At 71.1% G+C, this 16,155-nt stretch carries 15 protein-coding genes; 9 read left to right on the forward strand and 6 right to left on the reverse strand.

The features are described from left to right. Window positions 1–57: 57 nt before the first annotated feature. Both AUC44_RS02395 and AUC44_RS02400 read left to right on the forward strand, forming a co-directional pair. Entirely contained in the window at window positions 58–372 is a 315-nt protein-coding gene (locus AUC44_RS02395) for a hypothetical protein (RefSeq protein ID WP_062157228.1), read from the forward strand. Window positions 373–522: 150 nt separating this feature from the next. After that, on the forward strand, window positions 523–1,122 hold the full coding sequence (locus AUC44_RS02400) for a hypothetical protein (RefSeq protein WP_062157229.1): 600 nt from the start codon (window positions 523–525) through the stop codon (window positions 1,120–1,122). 62 nt (window positions 1,123–1,184) lie between these two features. Here AUC44_RS02400 and AUC44_RS02405 read toward each other — a convergent pair whose 3' ends face one another. After that, a complete protein-coding gene (locus AUC44_RS02405; protein ID WP_062157230.1) occupies window positions 1,185–1,649 on the reverse strand; it encodes an SRPBCC family protein in 465 nt (154 codons plus the stop codon). A 124-nt stretch (window positions 1,650–1,773) separates the two neighbouring features. On the opposite strand from AUC44_RS02405, the gene AUC44_RS02410 reads away from it, so the two are divergent. Together AUC44_RS02410 and AUC44_RS02415 are read left to right on the forward strand one after the other, a co-directional pair. Continuing rightward, the gene (locus tag AUC44_RS02410) at window positions 1,774–2,430 is read left to right on the forward strand and encodes a nucleotidyltransferase family protein (RefSeq protein WP_062157231.1); all 657 of its coding nucleotides are present in this window, start codon (window positions 1,774–1,776) and stop codon (window positions 2,428–2,430) included. A 16-nt stretch (window positions 2,431–2,446) separates the two neighbouring features. Continuing rightward, window positions 2,447–3,655 carry a M24 family metallopeptidase gene (locus AUC44_RS02415; protein WP_062157232.1) on the forward strand — a complete coding sequence of 403 codons (1,209 nt, stop codon included), beginning with the start codon at window positions 2,447–2,449 and terminating at the stop codon, window positions 3,653–3,655. A gap of 38 nt (window positions 3,656–3,693) precedes the next feature. Here AUC44_RS02415 and AUC44_RS02420 read toward each other — a convergent pair whose 3' ends face one another. After that, entirely contained in the window at window positions 3,694–4,503 is an 810-nt protein-coding gene (locus AUC44_RS02420; protein WP_062157233.1) for a metallophosphoesterase, read from the reverse strand. Next, window positions 4,500–4,769 carry a hypothetical protein gene (locus AUC44_RS02425; RefSeq protein ID WP_062157234.1) on the reverse strand — a complete coding sequence of 90 codons (270 nt, stop codon included), beginning with the start codon at window positions 4,767–4,769 and terminating at the stop codon, window positions 4,500–4,502. Before AUC44_RS02425 ends, AUC44_RS02420 begins: the two co-directional genes overlap by 4 nt. Before the next feature lie 93 nt (window positions 4,770–4,862). Here AUC44_RS02425 and AUC44_RS02430 point away from each other — a divergent pair, with 93 nt between their 5' ends. The 5 genes from AUC44_RS02430 (at window position 4,863) to AUC44_RS02450 (ending at window position 13,125) form a co-directional block, all read left to right on the forward strand. Further along, entirely contained in the window at window positions 4,863–5,705 is an 843-nt protein-coding gene (locus AUC44_RS02430) for a metallophosphoesterase (RefSeq protein WP_231724504.1), read from the forward strand. A 327-nt stretch (window positions 5,706–6,032) separates the two neighbouring features. Continuing rightward, complete coding sequence (locus AUC44_RS02435) at window positions 6,033–10,841, forward strand: glutamate synthase-related protein (RefSeq protein WP_062157236.1); 4,809 nt, start codon at window positions 6,033–6,035, stop codon at window positions 10,839–10,841. Between the two features lie 58 nt (window positions 10,842–10,899). Next, window positions 10,900–12,363, forward strand: a complete 1,464-nt coding sequence (locus tag AUC44_RS02440; protein WP_062157237.1) for a glutamate synthase subunit beta — start codon at window positions 10,900–10,902, stop codon at window positions 12,361–12,363. 130 nt (window positions 12,364–12,493) lie between these two features. Continuing rightward, the gene (locus tag AUC44_RS02445) at window positions 12,494–12,928 is read left to right on the forward strand and encodes a hypothetical protein (protein ID WP_143342060.1); all 435 of its coding nucleotides are present in this window, start codon (window positions 12,494–12,496) and stop codon (window positions 12,926–12,928) included. After that, window positions 12,925–13,125 (forward strand): helix-turn-helix transcriptional regulator, encoded by a 201-nt coding sequence (locus tag AUC44_RS02450; protein ID WP_062157239.1) that lies wholly within the window; start codon window positions 12,925–12,927, stop codon window positions 13,123–13,125. The genes AUC44_RS02445 and AUC44_RS02450 overlap by 4 nt, the downstream gene beginning before the upstream one ends. Window positions 13,126–13,185: 60 nt before the next feature. Here the strand turns inward: AUC44_RS02450 and AUC44_RS02455 are convergent, their stop codons facing one another. The 3 genes from AUC44_RS02455 to glyA form a co-directional block, all read right to left on the reverse strand. Then, window positions 13,186–13,605 (reverse strand): YybH family protein, encoded by a 420-nt coding sequence (locus tag AUC44_RS02455; protein WP_062157240.1) that lies wholly within the window; start codon window positions 13,603–13,605, stop codon window positions 13,186–13,188. Between the two features lie 61 nt (window positions 13,606–13,666). Beyond that, window positions 13,667–14,731 carry an HD domain-containing phosphohydrolase gene (locus tag AUC44_RS02460; protein WP_062157241.1) on the reverse strand — a complete coding sequence of 355 codons (1,065 nt, stop codon included), beginning with the start codon at window positions 14,729–14,731 and terminating at the stop codon, window positions 13,667–13,669. Window positions 14,732–14,829: 98 nt separating this feature from the next. Beyond that, window positions 14,830–16,059, reverse strand: a complete 1,230-nt coding sequence (gene glyA, locus AUC44_RS02465) for a serine hydroxymethyltransferase (RefSeq protein WP_062157242.1) — start codon at window positions 16,057–16,059, stop codon at window positions 14,830–14,832. Between the last annotated feature and the right edge of the window lie 96 nt (window positions 16,060–16,155).

Below are 16,155 nucleotides of genomic sequence, written 5' to 3' on the forward strand. Positions count from 1 at the left end.
CGGGGCGCGCCCGCCGCGTGACGCTCCGGTGAGACCCGCTGGCCTAGGGTGGGCGGCATGACGCTGCCCCTGCTCCTGTGCACCCTGATCGCGCTGACCTCGGGCCTGCATTTCGGGGGCCGGTTCGCGCAGGCGCACCACGCCGGGCGCAGCCTGCTGCCCGCCATCCTCGCCCACGGCGGCGTGTCCACCGCGCTGGTCGTCGTGGCGGCGCTCGTTGACCCCACGGACGCCCGGCTGCTGTGGCTGGCGGTCGCCACCGTCAGCCTGATGGCCCTGGCGACCGGCGCGCTGTGGCGCGCGCCCCGCTCGACCGGGCTGGCCCTGACGGACCCCCCGGAGGCCCTCGGGGCGTCCGGTCAGGCCGCCTGAAGCCCAGCGCAACCGGCCGGGCCGCCACCCCGTACTGGGAGTCGGGCGGCCCGGCCGGCCGCCTTCACCGCACCTTTCGGCGGACGCGCCCGCCGCGCACGGGCCGCTAAGCTGACCCCACGCGCCCCCCAGCGGGGCGCCGGAGCCCCCATGAGTGAGCGCAGACGTACCCTGAACACCCTGATCCGCCTGGGCCGCGCCCTGGCCGACCCGGAGCCCGATCCGGTGGGCGACGCCACGCAGGTGGCCCGCCGCACCGCCCAGGCCCTGCGCGAGCCGGTGCAGGAGGCCGCCGGTGGCCTGCGCGCCCGCGCCCGCGACCTGCGCGACCGCGCCGCGCAGCGCGCCGACGACCGCCTGGAACGCCTGATCGCCGAGCGCCGGGGCGGCGAGAGCGACCCGGAGGTGCTGGCCCTGCTGGCCCGGCGCCGCGAGACCCGTGAGGCCCGCCTGCGGCAGGAGGACGCCCGGCGCGCCCTGCTGGCCCAGGCGCAGACGCCGGCGCAGCGGCAGGTGCTGCGGGCCGTGCTGGACGTCACGCCGTGGGCGGGCGGCGCGGCAGGGGCCGTGCGGTATACGCAGCTGCTCGACCGGCTGGCGCCCGCTGGGGACGCCGCCACGGAGATGAGCGTGCACCGCGCCATCTGGACGCTTGCCGAGGCGGGCGTGCTGGCCGTCTCGCCGCACGGCGAGGTGAGTGCCGTGCCGCCCCGCGCGCCCCTGGCCCTGCCGAGCAGCGCGGCGGAGTAGGGCTGCGCCCGGCGTCACGCCGGGGGCCGGGGCCACCCGGGAACACCGGACGCCGGGCACGCCTACGCCAGCGTGCCCGCGGAAGCACTCACGTTGGCGCTCATGTTCTCGAAGGTCTTCGAGATGAGCTTCTGCGCCTGCGCGTCCAGCAGGCGCCCGCCCACCGTAGCGACCGGGCCGCGCATGGTGGCGTCCCCGGTCCAGTCCAGGGTGGTCGTGCCGTCCCCGTTGTCCACGACGTTCGCCCCGGCGGTCAGGTCCACGACGCTGCCCAGCCCGCCGCCCTGCACCTTCACGTTCACGCGGTTCGCCGCCTCGTCGGGCAGCACCTCGATCTTGAACTTGAACTTGCCGCGCACCATGCCGACGCCCACCTGCACGGTGGCGTCCATGTGCGTCTGGTCGTGCACGACGACCTCCTGCACGTCCGGCAGGCAGCGCGCGACCCGCTCGGGGTCCTGCACGAACGCCCACACGGCGGCGGGGGCCGCCTGCACCTTCTCCTGACCTGAGTAACTGAGTTTCATGGGGGACCTCCACGGAAAACTGGGAGCGTTGACCCGCAGCGGCGCGGGCAGAGGCGGAATTGACCTGACGCCCCGCATTGTAGGAGAGCGGGGGTTGCAGAAAGATTGGCCTACGATTCAGGGTATGCCCCCACTTCCCCAGGCGCCGGTCGCGGGCGTGCTCCTCGCCGCCGGACGCAGCGCCCGCATGGGCCGCCCCAAGCAGCTCGAACTCCTGGCCGGTCAGCCGCTGGTCCGGCACGCCGCGCAGGCCCTCGCGGAGGGCGGCGCCGCGCCCCTGCTGTGCGTCGTGCCCCCCGGCGAGGTCGGGGCGAGGATCCGGGCGGCCCTGGCCGGACTGCCCTTCGCGTTCGTGGTGAATCCGGACCCCGGGCGCGGACTGGCGAGTTCCTTCCGCGTGGCGGTGGACGCGCTGCCCGCCGGGCTCGCGGGCGCCCATTTCGCGCTGGCGGACATGCCGCTGCTGACCGGCGCTCACCACGCCGCGCTGCTGGGCGCGTTCCGGGAGACGGGCGCCCCCGTCGTGCTGGCCGAATACGCCGACCCCGGCGCGGCGCCCGTCCGGGCGCCCCCGCACCTGCTGCGCGCCGACCTGCTGGGCGCCGTTGCCGCCACCCCGGACGCCGACCACGGCCCCCGCGACCTGATCCGCGCGCACGCCGCGCAGGCGGTCACGCTGACCTTTGCGGCTCGGCTGCTGCTCGACGTGGACACCCCGGCGGGGCTGGCGCAGGCCGAGGCGCTCCTGACAGCCGCTGGGCCTGTTCCGCCGACCAGCTGAGCCTCTATCCTGGCGCATGGCCCCCAACACGGCAGTGAACGCGCTTCAGGACGGGAAGCGGCGGCAGGCCCAGGCCCTGCTTCAGGACGGCGAGGTCTGGCTGATCGCGGCGCGCGAGTCCGGCGTGCGTCCGGAACCCGCCCTGACGCTCGTGGCGGGCGTGGACGTCACCTGGGACAGCCTCTTCCTGCTGACCCGGGATGAGGCCGTGGCGATCGTGGGCCGCTTCGACGCGGACGCCGTGCCGCCCGGCTGGACGGTGTACGGCTACGACGCCGACCTGCGCGATCTGCTGCGCGCCGAGGTGACGCGGCTGGGCGCGCGGCGCGTGCTGCTGAACATCAGCGAGGACGACCCGCTGTGCGACGGCCTGACGGCGGGTCTGGAGCGCCGCGTGCGCGGCTGGCTGGCCCCCGCCTCAGATCTTGCCGGTGACGACCTGCCCGCGCTGGAGTGGGGCAGCGCCGCGCCGCTGCTGGGCCAGCTCCGGTCGGTCAAGACCCCGGCGGAACACGCCGCGATCCGGGGGGCGGTGAACCTGGCCGAGGCGCACCTGCGCGAGATGGCGGCCGCCGCCCGCCCCGGCTGGACCGAGCGGGACGTCGCCGCGTTCCTGCACGGCCTGTGCCGCCGCGACGGCGCCGAGCCCTCCTGGGGCTGGGCCGCCTGCCCGAACGTGCATGTCGGCCCGGACAGCCGCCCCTCGCACGCGCCGCCCGGCGACCACGCCCTGCGCCCCGGCGCGCTGCTGCACATCGACTACGGCGTGCGGCTGAGCCACGGGTACTGCTCGGACATCCAGCGGGTGTACCGCCTGCCCGACGGAAACCCGGTCCCCGAGGAGGTGCAGGCCGCCTTCCGCGCGTGCTGGCAGGCCATCCAGGCGGGGGCGGCTGCCCTGCGCCCCGGCACGCCCGGCTACGCGGTGGACGCCGCCGCGCGCGCCGCCCTGATCGCCGCCGGGTACCCCGAGTACCAGCACGCGCTGGGTCACGGCCTGGGCCGCGCCACCCACGACGGCGGCACCCTGCTGGGTCCCCGCTGGCCCCGCTACGGGCAGACCGTCGAGGGACCCGTCCGCGAGGATGAGGTGTACACCCTGGAACTGGGCGTCATGGTCGCCGGGCACGGGTTCATCGGCCTGGAGGAGGACGTGATCGTCCGGGACGGGCCCCCGGAGTGGCTCTCGGCCCGGCAGGACGACCTGCGGGACCTGACCGGCTGACCGGGCTGGTCCCGGGGGCGACCCTCAGCGGCTGGCCTTCAGCGGCTGGGGGCGCCCGGCAGGTCGACGGGCGTGACCGGCACCGGCTCCCCGAACCGGGCGTACTTGCGGCCCCGGGCGGGTTCGCCGCGCCCGCACAGCACCGTCACGCCCGGCAGGCCGTGCACGTTCACCTCCGCGACGGCCAGGCGGCCCGTCTCGTAGGCCCCCAGGTCGAGGTACAGGTGGCGGCCCAGGCGGCAGGGCGTGGGCACCGGCGTGTGCCCGTGCACCGAGTACGTGACGCCCTCGGGCAGCGGGAAGGGCCCCTCGAAGGGCCGCAGCCACAGCGCCGCCGACAGCGGGTTGGGATGCTGCGGGTGGCGCACGGGTGGCGCGGCGTGCGACACGAGCACGCTGGGGTGCGCGGGCGGCTGGTCGTGGATCTCGCCGTCGGCCGTGACGTACACCACGCGCTTGAGGACGCTCAGGTAGTCCTCGAGGATGGGGGGGAACTTCTCCAGCGTCAGGCCCCCCAGTTCGGCGCGCACGGTCTCGCCCCCGGCGCGCATCCACCACTGGAAGCCCTCCATGGCGCGGCGGTAGTCGCCCAGGTCGTGCGTGCCCAGGTACTGGCGGTAGTACTTCACGCCCTCCTGCATCATGCGCTCGTGGTTGCCCATCAGCAGCGTGGCGCGCCCGGCGCGGCGCAGCTCCATCAGGGTCTCCACGACCGGCATGGAGCGCGGCCCGCGGTCGATCGCGTCCCCCAGGGACAGGTAGTGCGCGTCCGGGTACTGGTGCAGCGCGGCGCGCAGCAGATCCGGGCGGCCGTGCACGTCCGGGATGATCAGCACCTGCCGGGTCACGCGCGGCTCCCCGGCTCATCGTGTTCGTCACTGAAGTCCAGCAGCGTCTGCTTGCTGCGTTCGCGCAGCTGCCGGGCGGCGTCCACGTCGGGGGTGAAGGTCACGTGGCCGCCCGCGAGGGTCACGCGGTACCCGGCGCCGTCGGCGGCCTGGGGCAGCCACTCGGCGGGCAGCTGGTAGGTGCGGCCCCGGCTGTCCTCCACGTCAGCGAGGCCCGCGTCCTCGTCCAGCACGTCGATGACCAGCAGTTCAGGCGGCACGTTCATAGGGGGCAGTCTAGCGCCTGCACCTTCCGGTGGACGCCCCGGTGGGGGGCCGGGGTGTAGGGTGCGGGCGTGAAGGTCACGAGGCGGGCAGTCGTGCGTTCCCTGCTGGGCGGCGGAACGGTCGCCGCGCTGGCGGGTGGGGCGGCGGTCGCGCAGGGCTACCGGTTCGGCGTGACCCGCCACGCCCGCACCCTGGCCGGGCTGCGCGAGCCGCTGCGGGTGGCGTTCCTGACGGACCTGCACTACGGGCTGTACATCGGGCCCGGCAGTGTGGCCGCGTGGGTGGACGGCACGAACGACCTGCGCGCCGACCTGGTCCTGCTGGGCGGTGACCTGCTCGACGCCCGGATGGACGAGCTGTCACCGGACCTGCTGCGTGAACTGCGCCGGCTGCGCGCGCCGCTGGGCGTGTACTCGGTGTGGGGCAATCACGACTACGGCAGTTTCGGGCGGTACGGCAGCCGGCAGTACGGCGAGCCCCGCGCGGACTGGGCGGCGCGGCGCGAGCAGTTCAGGGCGGGTCTGGCCGGGGTGGGGGTGACCACGCTGCGCAACGAGGGCCGCGCCGTGCGGGGCGACCTCTGGCTGGGCGGCACGGATGACCTGTGGTTCGGGCCGCCGGACCCGGCGGCGGCGCTGGCGGGAGCGGGCGGGCGGGCCACGCTGCTCGTCACGCACAATCCGGACGTGCTGCCCACCCTGCCGGGGCCGGCGGGGCTGGTGCTGTGCGGGCACACGCACGGCGGTCAGGTGCGTCTGCCGCTGCTGGGCGCGCCGGTGGTGCCCAGCCGCTACGGGCAGCGGTACGCGATGGGCTGGGTCACGGGCGCCCATGACACGCCCGCGTACGTGAGCCGGGGCCTGGGGCTCAGCGGGGTGCCGCTGCGCAACCTGTGCGAACCGGAAATCGCCCTCTTCCTGCTCTCGCCGGCCTGACAGCGGGGGGAGCCGGGGTACTTGCACGGCGCATGAAAGTGTGTATGGCAGCGCTTCCAGCCGGCTGTTCCAGCATGGGGGGCGGCTGCGCGGATGTGGGGCCAGGGCGGCGCGATGGTGAAGCCCTGTTGCGCAGATGACACGACTGAACGGCATTCGTTGCCGACTTCCGGCAAAACCGTGCACTTTGGCGAAAAATGATGTGGGTCACCTTGAGACCTGTTATAAACAACGGCCCTGCATAGACATGCGCCCGTCTGTATCGTGAGTTCAGCAGCCTGCACCCCGCAGGACGATGCGAGTCACGAGCGAGATGGGAGCGTCAACATGAACAGAACAGACAACCGGGTGACGCCGGCTGAAGCGCCGCACACCCCCGTAACCCCCGCAAGCGGCGCGGAACTGAACCTCGCCCGTGAGCAGGGCCTGTACAGCGCCGCCGAGCACGACGCCTGCGGCGTGGGCTTCGTCGCGCACATCAAGGGCCGCAAGAACCACGCCATCGTGCAGCAGGGCCTCAAGATCCTCGAGAACCTCGACCACCGCGGCGCGGTCGGCGCCGATCCCCTGATGGGCGACGGCGCGGGCATCCTGATCCAGATTCCCGACGACTTCTACCGCGCCGAACTTGCCGCGCAGGGCGTGACCCTGCCCCCGCTGGGCGACTACGGCGTCGGCATGATCTTCCTGCCCAAGGAGATCGCCTCGCGGCGCGCCTGCGAGCAGGAACTCGAACGCGCCATCGTCGCCGAGGGGCAGGTCGTGCTGGGCTGGCGCGACGTGCCGGTCAACCGCGAGATGCCCATGAGCCCCGCCGTGCGCGAGAAGGAACCCGTCATCCGGCAGGTGTTCATCGGCGCCGGACCCGACACCCTGGTCCCCGACGCGCTGGAACGCAAGCTGTACGTCATCCGCCGCCGCGCGTCCAACGCCATCCGCGCGCTGAACTTCACGCACGGGGCCGAGTACTACGTGCCCTCCATGTCGTGCCGGACCGTGATCTACAAGGGGCTGCTGCTCGCCACGCAGGTCGGCGAGTACTACCTCGACCTCCAGGACGACCGCGTCGTGTCCGCCCTGGCCCTGGTGCACCAGCGCTTTTCCACGAACACCTTCCCCGAGTGGCCGCTGGCGCACCCCTACCGCATGGTCGCGCACAACGGCGAGATCAACACCGTCAAGGGGAACTTCAACTGGATGCGCGCCCGCGAGGGCATCATGCAGAGCCCCGTGCTGGGCGACGACCTGAAGAAGCTCTACCCGATCTCCTTCGAGGGTGAGAGTGACACCGCCACCTTCGACAACGCGCTCGAACTCCTGACCCTGGCCGGGTACCCCATGGCGCACGCCGCCATGATGATGATCCCCGAGGCCTGGGAGCAGAACGCCAACCTCGACCCGCGCCGGCGCGCGTTCTACGAGTACCACGCCAGCATGATGGAGCCCTGGGACGGCCCCGCCGCGATGGTCTTCACCGACGGCCGCCAGGTCGGCGCGACCCTTGACCGCAACGGCCTGCGCCCCGCCCGCTACCTCCAGACCCGCGACGACCTCGTGATCCTGGCCTCCGAGTCCGGCGTGCTGCCCGTGCCCGAGAGCAAGATCGTCAAGAAGTGGCGGCTGCAGCCGGGCCGCATGTTCCTGATCGACTTCGAGCAGGGCCGCATCATCGAGGACGACGAGCTGAAGATGCAGTTCGCCTCGGCCAGACCGTACGCGCAGTGGGTGGACAGCACCCGCTTCCGCCTGGACGACAGCGAGGAGACCGGCACCGTGGGGCAGTTCCGCGAGACGCTGCTCGACCGCCAGCAGGCCTTCGGGTACACCCAGGAGGACCTGAAGTTCCTGATGGGCCCGATGGCCCTGACCGGCGAGGAAGGCATCGGCTCCATGGGCAACGACAGCCCGCTGGCCGTGCTGTCCGGCAAGAACAAGCCGCTGTACAACTACTTCCGGCAGCTGTTCGCGCAGGTCACGAACCCGCCCATCGACCCGATCCGCGAATCGGTCGTCATGAGCCTCGTGTCGTTCGTGGGCCCGCGCCCGAACCTGCTCGACATCAACGCCGTGAACCCGCAGCTGCGCCTGGAAGTCGAGCAGCCCATCCTGGACTTCGACGACATGGCCCGCGTGCGCAACATCGCCGAGCACACCCGCGGCAAGTTCAAGGCCTACGACCTCGACATCACCTACCCCGCCGAGTGGGGTGCGCGCGGCGTGGAAGCCAAGCTCGCGACCATCAACGCCTGGGCGGTGGACGCGATCGAGAGCGGCCACAACATCATCATCATCAGTGACCGCCGGGTGGACCGCGAGCGCGTCGCGATTCCCAGCCTGCTGGCCCTGAGCAGCATCCACCACCACCTCGTCAAGGCGGGCCTGCGCATGAAGGTCGGTCTGGTCGTGGAAACCGGCGACGCCCGCGAGGTCCACCACTTCGCCGCGCTGGCCGGGTACGGCGCGGAAGCCATCCACCCGTACCTCGCGCTGGAAACGCTGATCAACCTGCACACCGACGTGCCCGGCATGCCCGCCCTGCACGGCATCGACGCGCACAAGGCCATCTACAACTACGTCAAGGCCATCGGCAAGGGCCTGAGCAAGATCATGTCCAAGATGGGCGTCAGCACGTACATGAGCTACTGCGGCGCGCAGCTGTTCGAGGCGGTGGGCCTGAAGACCGACTTCGTGCAGAAGTACTTCTACGGCACGCCCAGCCAAGTCGGCGGCATCGGCATCTTCGAGGTGGCGGAAGAAGCCCTGCGCAACCACCGCGCGGCGTTCAGCGAGGACCCGGTGCTGGCGCAGAACCTCGACGCGGGCGGCGAGTACGCCTGGCGCGTGCGCGGCGAGGAGCACATGTGGACGCCGGACTCCATCGCCAAACTCCAGCACTCGGTGCGCAGCGGCAACTACGCCACCTACGAGGAGTACGCCCGCATCATCAACGACCAGAGCAAGCGGCACATGACCCTGCGCGGCCTGTTCGAATTCCGCACCGACGGCGTGACCCCCGTGCCGCTGGAGGAGGTGGAAAGCGCCAGCGAGATCGTCAAGCGCTTCGCCACCGGCGCCATGAGCCTCGGCTCGATCAGCACCGAGGCGCACACCACCCTGGCCGTCGCCATGAACCGTATCGGCGGCAAGAGCAACACCGGCGAGGGCGGCGAGGATCCCGCCCGCTACGAGCGCGAGATGCGCGGCGAGACGCTCGGTGAGGGCCACACCCTCGCCAGCATCCTGGGCGAGAGCCGCGTGGAAGTCGACTACCCGCTGAAACCCGGCGACTCCCTGCGCAGCAAGATCAAGCAGGTCGCCTCGGGCCGCTTCGGCGTCACCACCGGCTACCTGACGAGCGCCGACCAGATCCAGATCAAGATGGCCCAGGGCGCCAAGCCCGGCGAGGGCGGCCAGCTGCCCGGCGGGAAGGTCAGCGAGTACATCGGCTTCCTGCGCCACTCCGTGCCCGGCGTGGGCCTGATCAGCCCGCCCCCGCACCACGACATCTACTCCATCGAGGACCTCGCGCAGCTCATCCACGACCTGAAGAACGTCAATCCCCGCGCGGACATCAGCGTGAAACTCGTCTCCGAGGTCGGCGTGGGCACCATCGCCGCCGGGGTCGCCAAGGCCAAGGCCGACCACATCGTGATCGCCGGGCACGACGGCGGCACCGGGGCCAGCCCCTGGAGCTCCATCAAGCACGCCGGTAGCCCGTGGGAACTGGGCTTGGCGGAGACGCAGCAGACCCTGGTCCTGAACCGCCTGCGTGACCGCGTGCGCGTGCAGACCGACGGGCAGCTCAAGACCGGCCGTGACGTGGTGATCGCCGCGCTGCTGGGCGCCGACGAGTTCGGCTTCGCCACCGCGCCGCTGGTCGCGCAGGGCTGCATCATGATGCGCAAGTGCCACCTGAACACCTGCCCCGTGGGCGTCGCCACGCAGGACCCGGTGCTGCGCGCCCGCTTCCAGGGCAAACCCGAGCACGTCATCAACTTCTTCTTCTTCATCGCCGAGGAGGTCCGCGCCGTCATGGCCAGCCTGGGCATCCGCACCTTCGACGAGCTGATCGGCCGCGCCGACCTGCTCGACACGAAGAAGGGCGTCGAGCACTGGAAGGCACAGGGCCTGGACTTCAGCCGCGTCTTCTACCGCCCCGAGGTGCCTGAAGAGGTCGGCGTGCGCCACCTCCACACCCAGGACCACGGCCTGAGCGGCGCGCTCGACCTCCAGCTCATCGAGAAGTGCCGCCCCGCCTTCGAGAAGGGCGAGAAGGTGCACTTCCTGCAGGACGTCCGCAACGTGAACCGCACCGTCGGCGCGATGCTGTCCGGCGAACTGATCCGCGTGCGCCCGGAAGGGCTGCCCGACAACACCGTGTTCGTGCAGATGGAAGGCACCGGCGGCCAGAGCTTCGGCGCGTTCCTCGCCCCGGGCCTGACCCTGTACCTGATCGGCGACGCGAACGACTACACCGGCAAGGGCCTCTCGGGCGGCCGCGTGGTCGTGCGCCCCAGCATCGAATTCCGCGGCAAGGCCGAGGAGAACATCATCGTCGGGAACACCGTCCTGTACGGCGCGACGAGCGGTGAAGCCTTCTTCCGGGGCGTGGCGGGCGAACGCTTCGCCGTGCGCCTCAGCGGCGCTGAGGCCGTCGTGGAGGGCACCGGCGACCACGGCTGCGAGTACATGACCGGCGGGACCGTCGTCGTGCTCGGACAGACCGGCCGGAACTTCGCCGCAGGCATGAGTGGCGGCGTCGCGTACGTGTACGACGTGGACGGCAGCTTCGAGAAGCGCTGCAACACCAGCATGGTGGACCTGCACCCCCTGCTGCCCGAGGACCAGCAGCTCGCGCAGACGGGCGGCGCCCTGCACCTGGGCCAGAGCGACGAGGCCCACCTGCGCCGCCTGCTCGAAAGCCACCACAAGTGGACCGGCTCGCAGCGCGCCTCCGACCTGCTGGACGACTGGGAGGCCACCCTGAAGCGCTTCGTCAAGGTCTTCCCGAAGGAGTACCAGCGCGCTCTGCGCGAACGCGCCGAGGCTGGCACTGTGCACGCCGCCGACACCACCAGCATGCAGACCGCGCAGCCCGGCAACCCCGTGGCCGCGCAGGGCACCCTGACCAAGTAACCCCTCCCAGCGCCCGCCCAGTTCAGGCGGCGGGCGCTGCCCCACCACCGGAGCACGCATGAGCAAGATCACCGGCTTCCTCGACCAGCCGCGCATCAAGGACCAGTACGCCCCGGTCGACGCGCGCCTCAAGCACTACCACGAGTTCCTGCTGCCCCTGGCGCCCGACGCCGCCCGCCTCCAGGCGACGCGCTGCATGGACTGCGGCATCCCGTTCTGCAACAACGGCTGCCCCGTCGGGAACATCATCCCCGACTTCAACAACCTCGTGTATCAGGACGACTGGCGCTCGGCGCTGGACACCCTGCACTCCACGAACAACTTCCCCGAGTTTACGGGCCGCATCTGCCCCGCGCCCTGCGAGGCCGCCTGCACCCTGAACATCAACGGCGACGCCGTGGGCATCAAGAGCATCGAGCTGAGCATCATTGAGCGCGGCTGGCAGGAAGGCTGGGTCACGCCGCAACCCCCCGCCGTGAAGACCGGGAAGAGGGTCGCCGTGATCGGCTCCGGCCCCGCCGGGCTGGCCGCCGCGCAGCAGCTCGCGCGCGCCGGGCACGCCGTGACCGTGTTCGAGAAGAACGACCGCGTGGGCGGCCTGATGCGCTACGGCATCCCCGACTTCAAGATGGACAAGCATCACATTGACCGCCGCGTCGAGCAGATGCAGGCCGAGGGCGTCACCTTCCGCACTGGCGTCCTGGTGGGCGCGTGGCCCGAGGGCAGCCGCGTCACGAACCTCAGCAGGCAGACCGTCACGCCCGACGAGCTGAAAGCCGAGTTCGACGCCGTGCTCCTCGCGGGCGGCGCCGAGCACCCCCGCGACCTCCCCGCCCCCGGCCGCGAGCTGGACGGCATTCACTTCGCCATGGAATTCCTGCCCCAGCAGAACCGCGTGAACGCCGGGGACAAACTGAAAAAGCAGCTGCGCGCCGACGGCAAGCACGTCATCGTGATCGGCGGCGGCGACACCGGTAGCGATTGCGTCGGCACCAGCAACCGCCACGGCGCCGCGTCCGTGACGCAGTTCGAGGTCATGCCCCAGCCGCCCGAACAGGAGAACAAACCCCTCGTGTGGCCCTACTGGCCCATGAAACTCCGCACCAGCACCAGCCACGAGGAAGGCGCCGTGCGCGAATTCGCCATCGCCACCAAGGAATTCATCGGCAAAGGCGGCAAGGTCACCGGCGTCAAGACCGTCCGCATGGAGTTCAAGGACGGCCAGCTCTCCGAGGTGCCCGGCAGCGAGGAAATCCACAAGGCCGACCTCGTCCTGCTCGCCATGGGCTTCGTCAGCCCCGTCGGCAGCGTCATTGACGCCTTCGGCATCACCAAAGACGCGCGCGGCAACGCCCACGCCCACACCGACGAGGGCGGCTACCACACCAACGTCGAAGGCGTGTTCGCCGCCGGGGACATGCGCCGCGGCCAGAGCCTCGTCGTGTGGGCCATTCGCGAGGGCCGTCAGGCCGCCCGCGCCATCGACCAGCACCTCATGGGCACCAGCGTCCTGCCCCGCTGAGCGTAGGCAGGGAAGAGGAGGCGGGCCTTCACGCCCGCCTTTTCGGTTTCGGCGATGTAAAGATCACTTGACAGTGCGGGGGACGGCCGGTTAGGGTGGGTCAAGCAAGCTTGACATGCTGGAGGCTCCCATGAAATCGGAACGAATGCCCACCCGCCGCGACCGCCAGTTCAGCCAGATGCGCCGCCTGGAACTGCTGTTCATCATCGTCTGCATCGCCCTGTTCCTGCTGGCTGCCCGCTACCCCACCAACTTCGGCGCCCACTGGACCCTGATGACCGCCTCCCTGATCGGCGGCCAGTTCATCTGGTTCCGGCAGTACCGCGTCCTCGACGAACGCGCCCGACTGCGTTTCCTGAAAGCCTGGATGGTCACCGGCATGTTCCTGTCGAACGCCGTCGCCCTGCTGCTCCTCTGGAGCTTCCTGTCCACGATGAACACCGCGGGCGCCCCGCTGACCACCCCGCCGCCCCTGCCGTTCTGGCCGGTTTACCTCGCCCTGGTCGGGTCCATGCTGATCATGTGGGCCACCAACCGCTACCTGCGCTGGAAGGACGGCGAATGAACAACCGCCTGCGCGAACTCCGCACCGCGCGCGGCTGGACGCAGGCCGACCTCGCCGATCAGCTCGACGTGTCCCGCCAGACCGTCAACGCCCTGGAAACCGGCCGGTATGACCCCAGCCTGCCGCTGGCCTTCAAACTAGCCCGCCTGTTCGGGCAGCGCATCGAGGACATCTTCCAGGACGACCCCCAACCGTGACGACACAAGAAGGCCGCGCCGCCCCAGGCGGGGGAGAGGCGCGGCCTTCTGCCTGCCCCTTCATGCCGGTCGGTGGAGGTTGACCTTGCCGGTTTCGAAATCGGCGGGGGCGCTGCTGTGTTCGTGGAGGATCAGCCAGCGGTCGCCGCTGCGGGTGAGGGTGAGGGTCAGGCGGTTGTTCATGGCGCGCAGGCGTTCGCCGCTGGCACTCAGGCCCGCGTAGGTGACGAAGGCGTGCACGAGGGCCATCTCCGGCGTGACATGGCTGCGGATGTCGTCGAAGGTGACCTGCACCCGCTCGTCACCCAGGCTGGCGAACCAGCCCTCGACCATGCCGCGCCACTGGGGCTGGCCGTCGTAGAGCCAGTGTGCCCACATGTCGTACACGGTGACCTGCGGGTGGTACAGGGCCAGGAGGGCTTCGGCGTCACGGGCGTACACGGCGTCGGCGTAGGCCTGGAGGATCTGTTCGGGGGGCATGGTCTACCGTACCACCTGATTGCGCGTGGACGGAATAGGCTGATACCAGTATGTTCTCTGACTAGGCTGCGTGGTGCCCGAGCACCTGCGTGAGGGCCTGCACGACCTGCGGGTCGAAATGCGTGCCGCTGCCCTGCTGCACGAACTGCAGGGCGTCGCCGGGTGTCCAGGCGGGCTTGTAGGCGCGGGGGCTGGTCAGGGCGTCGAACACGTCGCACGCGGCGAAGATCCGGGCGGGCAGGGGAATGGCGGTGCCGCTGCGGCCGCGCGGGTACCCGGTGCCGTCCCAGCGTTCGTGGTGCGCGGCGATCACGTCCAGCGCCTCGGGTGGCAGGAAGGGCAGCTGCCGGGCGAGGTTGAGGCCCTCGTCGACGTGCTGGCGCATGCGTTCACGCATGACGGGGGTCAGCGGCCCGGGGTGGTGCAGGACGTCGTCGGGCAGGGTCAGCTTGCCGATGTCGTGCAGGTACGCGCCCCAGCGCAGGGCGTCGAGCGCCTCCGGGGCGAGGTGCATGGCCTGCCCGACGAGCGTGGCGAGCTGCGTCACGCGGTCGGTGTGACCGCGCATGGCGCTGTCGCGGGCTTCCAGCGCCAGACCCAGGGCGCGCAGGGCGTGTTCCTGCGCGTCCCGTTCGCGTTCCTCGGCGTTCAGGCGCGCGGCGACCAGCGTGACCAGTCCCGACAGGGTGCGCAGCAGGTTGCACTCGCTGGAACTCCAGTGGCCGGCGCTGCGGGTGAGCAGCAGGGCGCCCAGCAGTTCGCCGCTGCGTTCGCGGATGGGCGCGGCGAGCAGAGCGGGGTGCTGCGGGGTGGGGGGCAGGTTCAGCAGATCCGCCTCGTGGGACAGGCGGCGCCGCACCTCCGGCGGCAGCGTGGGCAGCGGCGCGGGGCCCTGGCACACCCGGACGGGATAGCTGGGGTCACGGGTCAGGGCGGCCGGAGGGTACGGGCGGTCGTCGGCGGCCGCCACGGCGTCACGGCGCTGGTAGTACGCGGCGGCGGTGGCGCCGGTGTGGCGCGTGATGGTCTGGAGGACGGGGGTCAGTGCGCTGGACAGACTGCTGGCCGTCAGGCCCACCTGCGTGAGCTGCAGGGTCAGTTCGCTGGGGGGCGGGCCACTGTCCATGAGTAGAACCACTATGCCACGCCAGAGTGGAAAAATTCACATAAATAGGGACGGGGGCGGCCCCTGGACCGCCCCTCCACCCACCGGGTGGATCCGGTTCAGGGAATCGGGAAGCCGCCCGCGAAGGCATGTACCTCGGCCTTCACGTCCTGGCCCTTCAGGGCGCGGTCGATCAGGTCGGCGACGGTCTGCATGTCCGCTTCCGTCATGCCGCGCGTGGTGACGGCGGGCGTGCCGATGCGGATGCCGCCGCCGTGCAGGATCTTCTCGGTGTCGTACGGCAGGGTGCTCTTGCTGATCGTGATGTGGTTGGCGTCGAGCAGGCGCGTGGCCTTGGTGCCGTTCAGGCCCTGGGGGCGCAGGTCGAGCACGAACAGGTGGTTGTCGGTCCCGCCGGACACCACGCGGTAGCCCCGCTCCTGGAAGGCGGCGGCGAGCGCCTGCGCGTTGCGGATGATCTGCGCGGCGTACGCCTTGAACTCGTCGGTCAGGCACTCGCCGAACGCGACGGCCTTCGCGGCGATCACGTGCTCCAGCGGGCCGCCCTGGTAGCCGGGGAACACCGCGCGGTCGATCTTGGCACCCAGTTCCGGGTCGTTGCTCAGGATGATCCCGCCGCGCGGCCCGCGCAGGGTCTTGTGGGTGGTGCTGGCGACCACGTGCGCGTGCGGCAGCGCGTTCGGGTGCACGCCCGCCGCGATCAGCCCCGCGATGTGCGCGATGTCCGCGAACAGGATCGCGCCCACCTCGTCGGCGATCTCGCGGAACGCCGCGAAGTCGATGGTGCGGCTGTAGGCGCTGGCCCCCGCGATGATCATCTTCGGCTTGTGCTCGTGCGCCAGCCGGCGGACTTCCTCCATGTCGATGAGTTCCGTCTCGGGGTTCACCTTGTAGCCTACGATCTGGTAGCGCAGGCCCGAGAAGTTCACGGGGTTCCCGTGCGTCAGGTGCCCGCCGTGGCTCAGGTCCATGCCCAGCACCACGGAACCCGGCTCGATCAGGGCGTTGTACACCGCGAGGTTGGCGCTGCTGCCACTGTGGGGCTGCACGTTCGCCCAGGCCGCGCCGAACAGTTCCTTCAGGCGGTCGATGGCGAGCTGCTCGATGCGGTCGACGACCTCGCAGCCGCCGTACCAGCGCTTGCCGGGGTAGCCTTCCGCGTACTTGTTCGTGACGATGCTGCCCTGCGCCTCGCGCACCGCCGCCGACGTGAAGTTCTCGGAGGCGATCAGTTCCAGCCCCAGCCGCTGCCGCTCGGCTTCCTGGGCGATCAGGTCGAAGAGGGCCGTGTCACGGGCGGGCGCAGTGGGATGGGCGGTGCTGGTCATGACGTCACGGTAACACCCCCCCACCACGCGGGTCGGGGGGGTGTCTTTGCAGGTCAGACGAGCTGAAGGCCAGACCGGGCGCCCGTCAGATGGGGC

Source organism: Deinococcus actinosclerus, assembly GCF_001507665.1.
Classification (GTDB): Bacteria; Deinococcota; Deinococci; order Deinococcales; family Deinococcaceae; genus Deinococcus; species Deinococcus actinosclerus.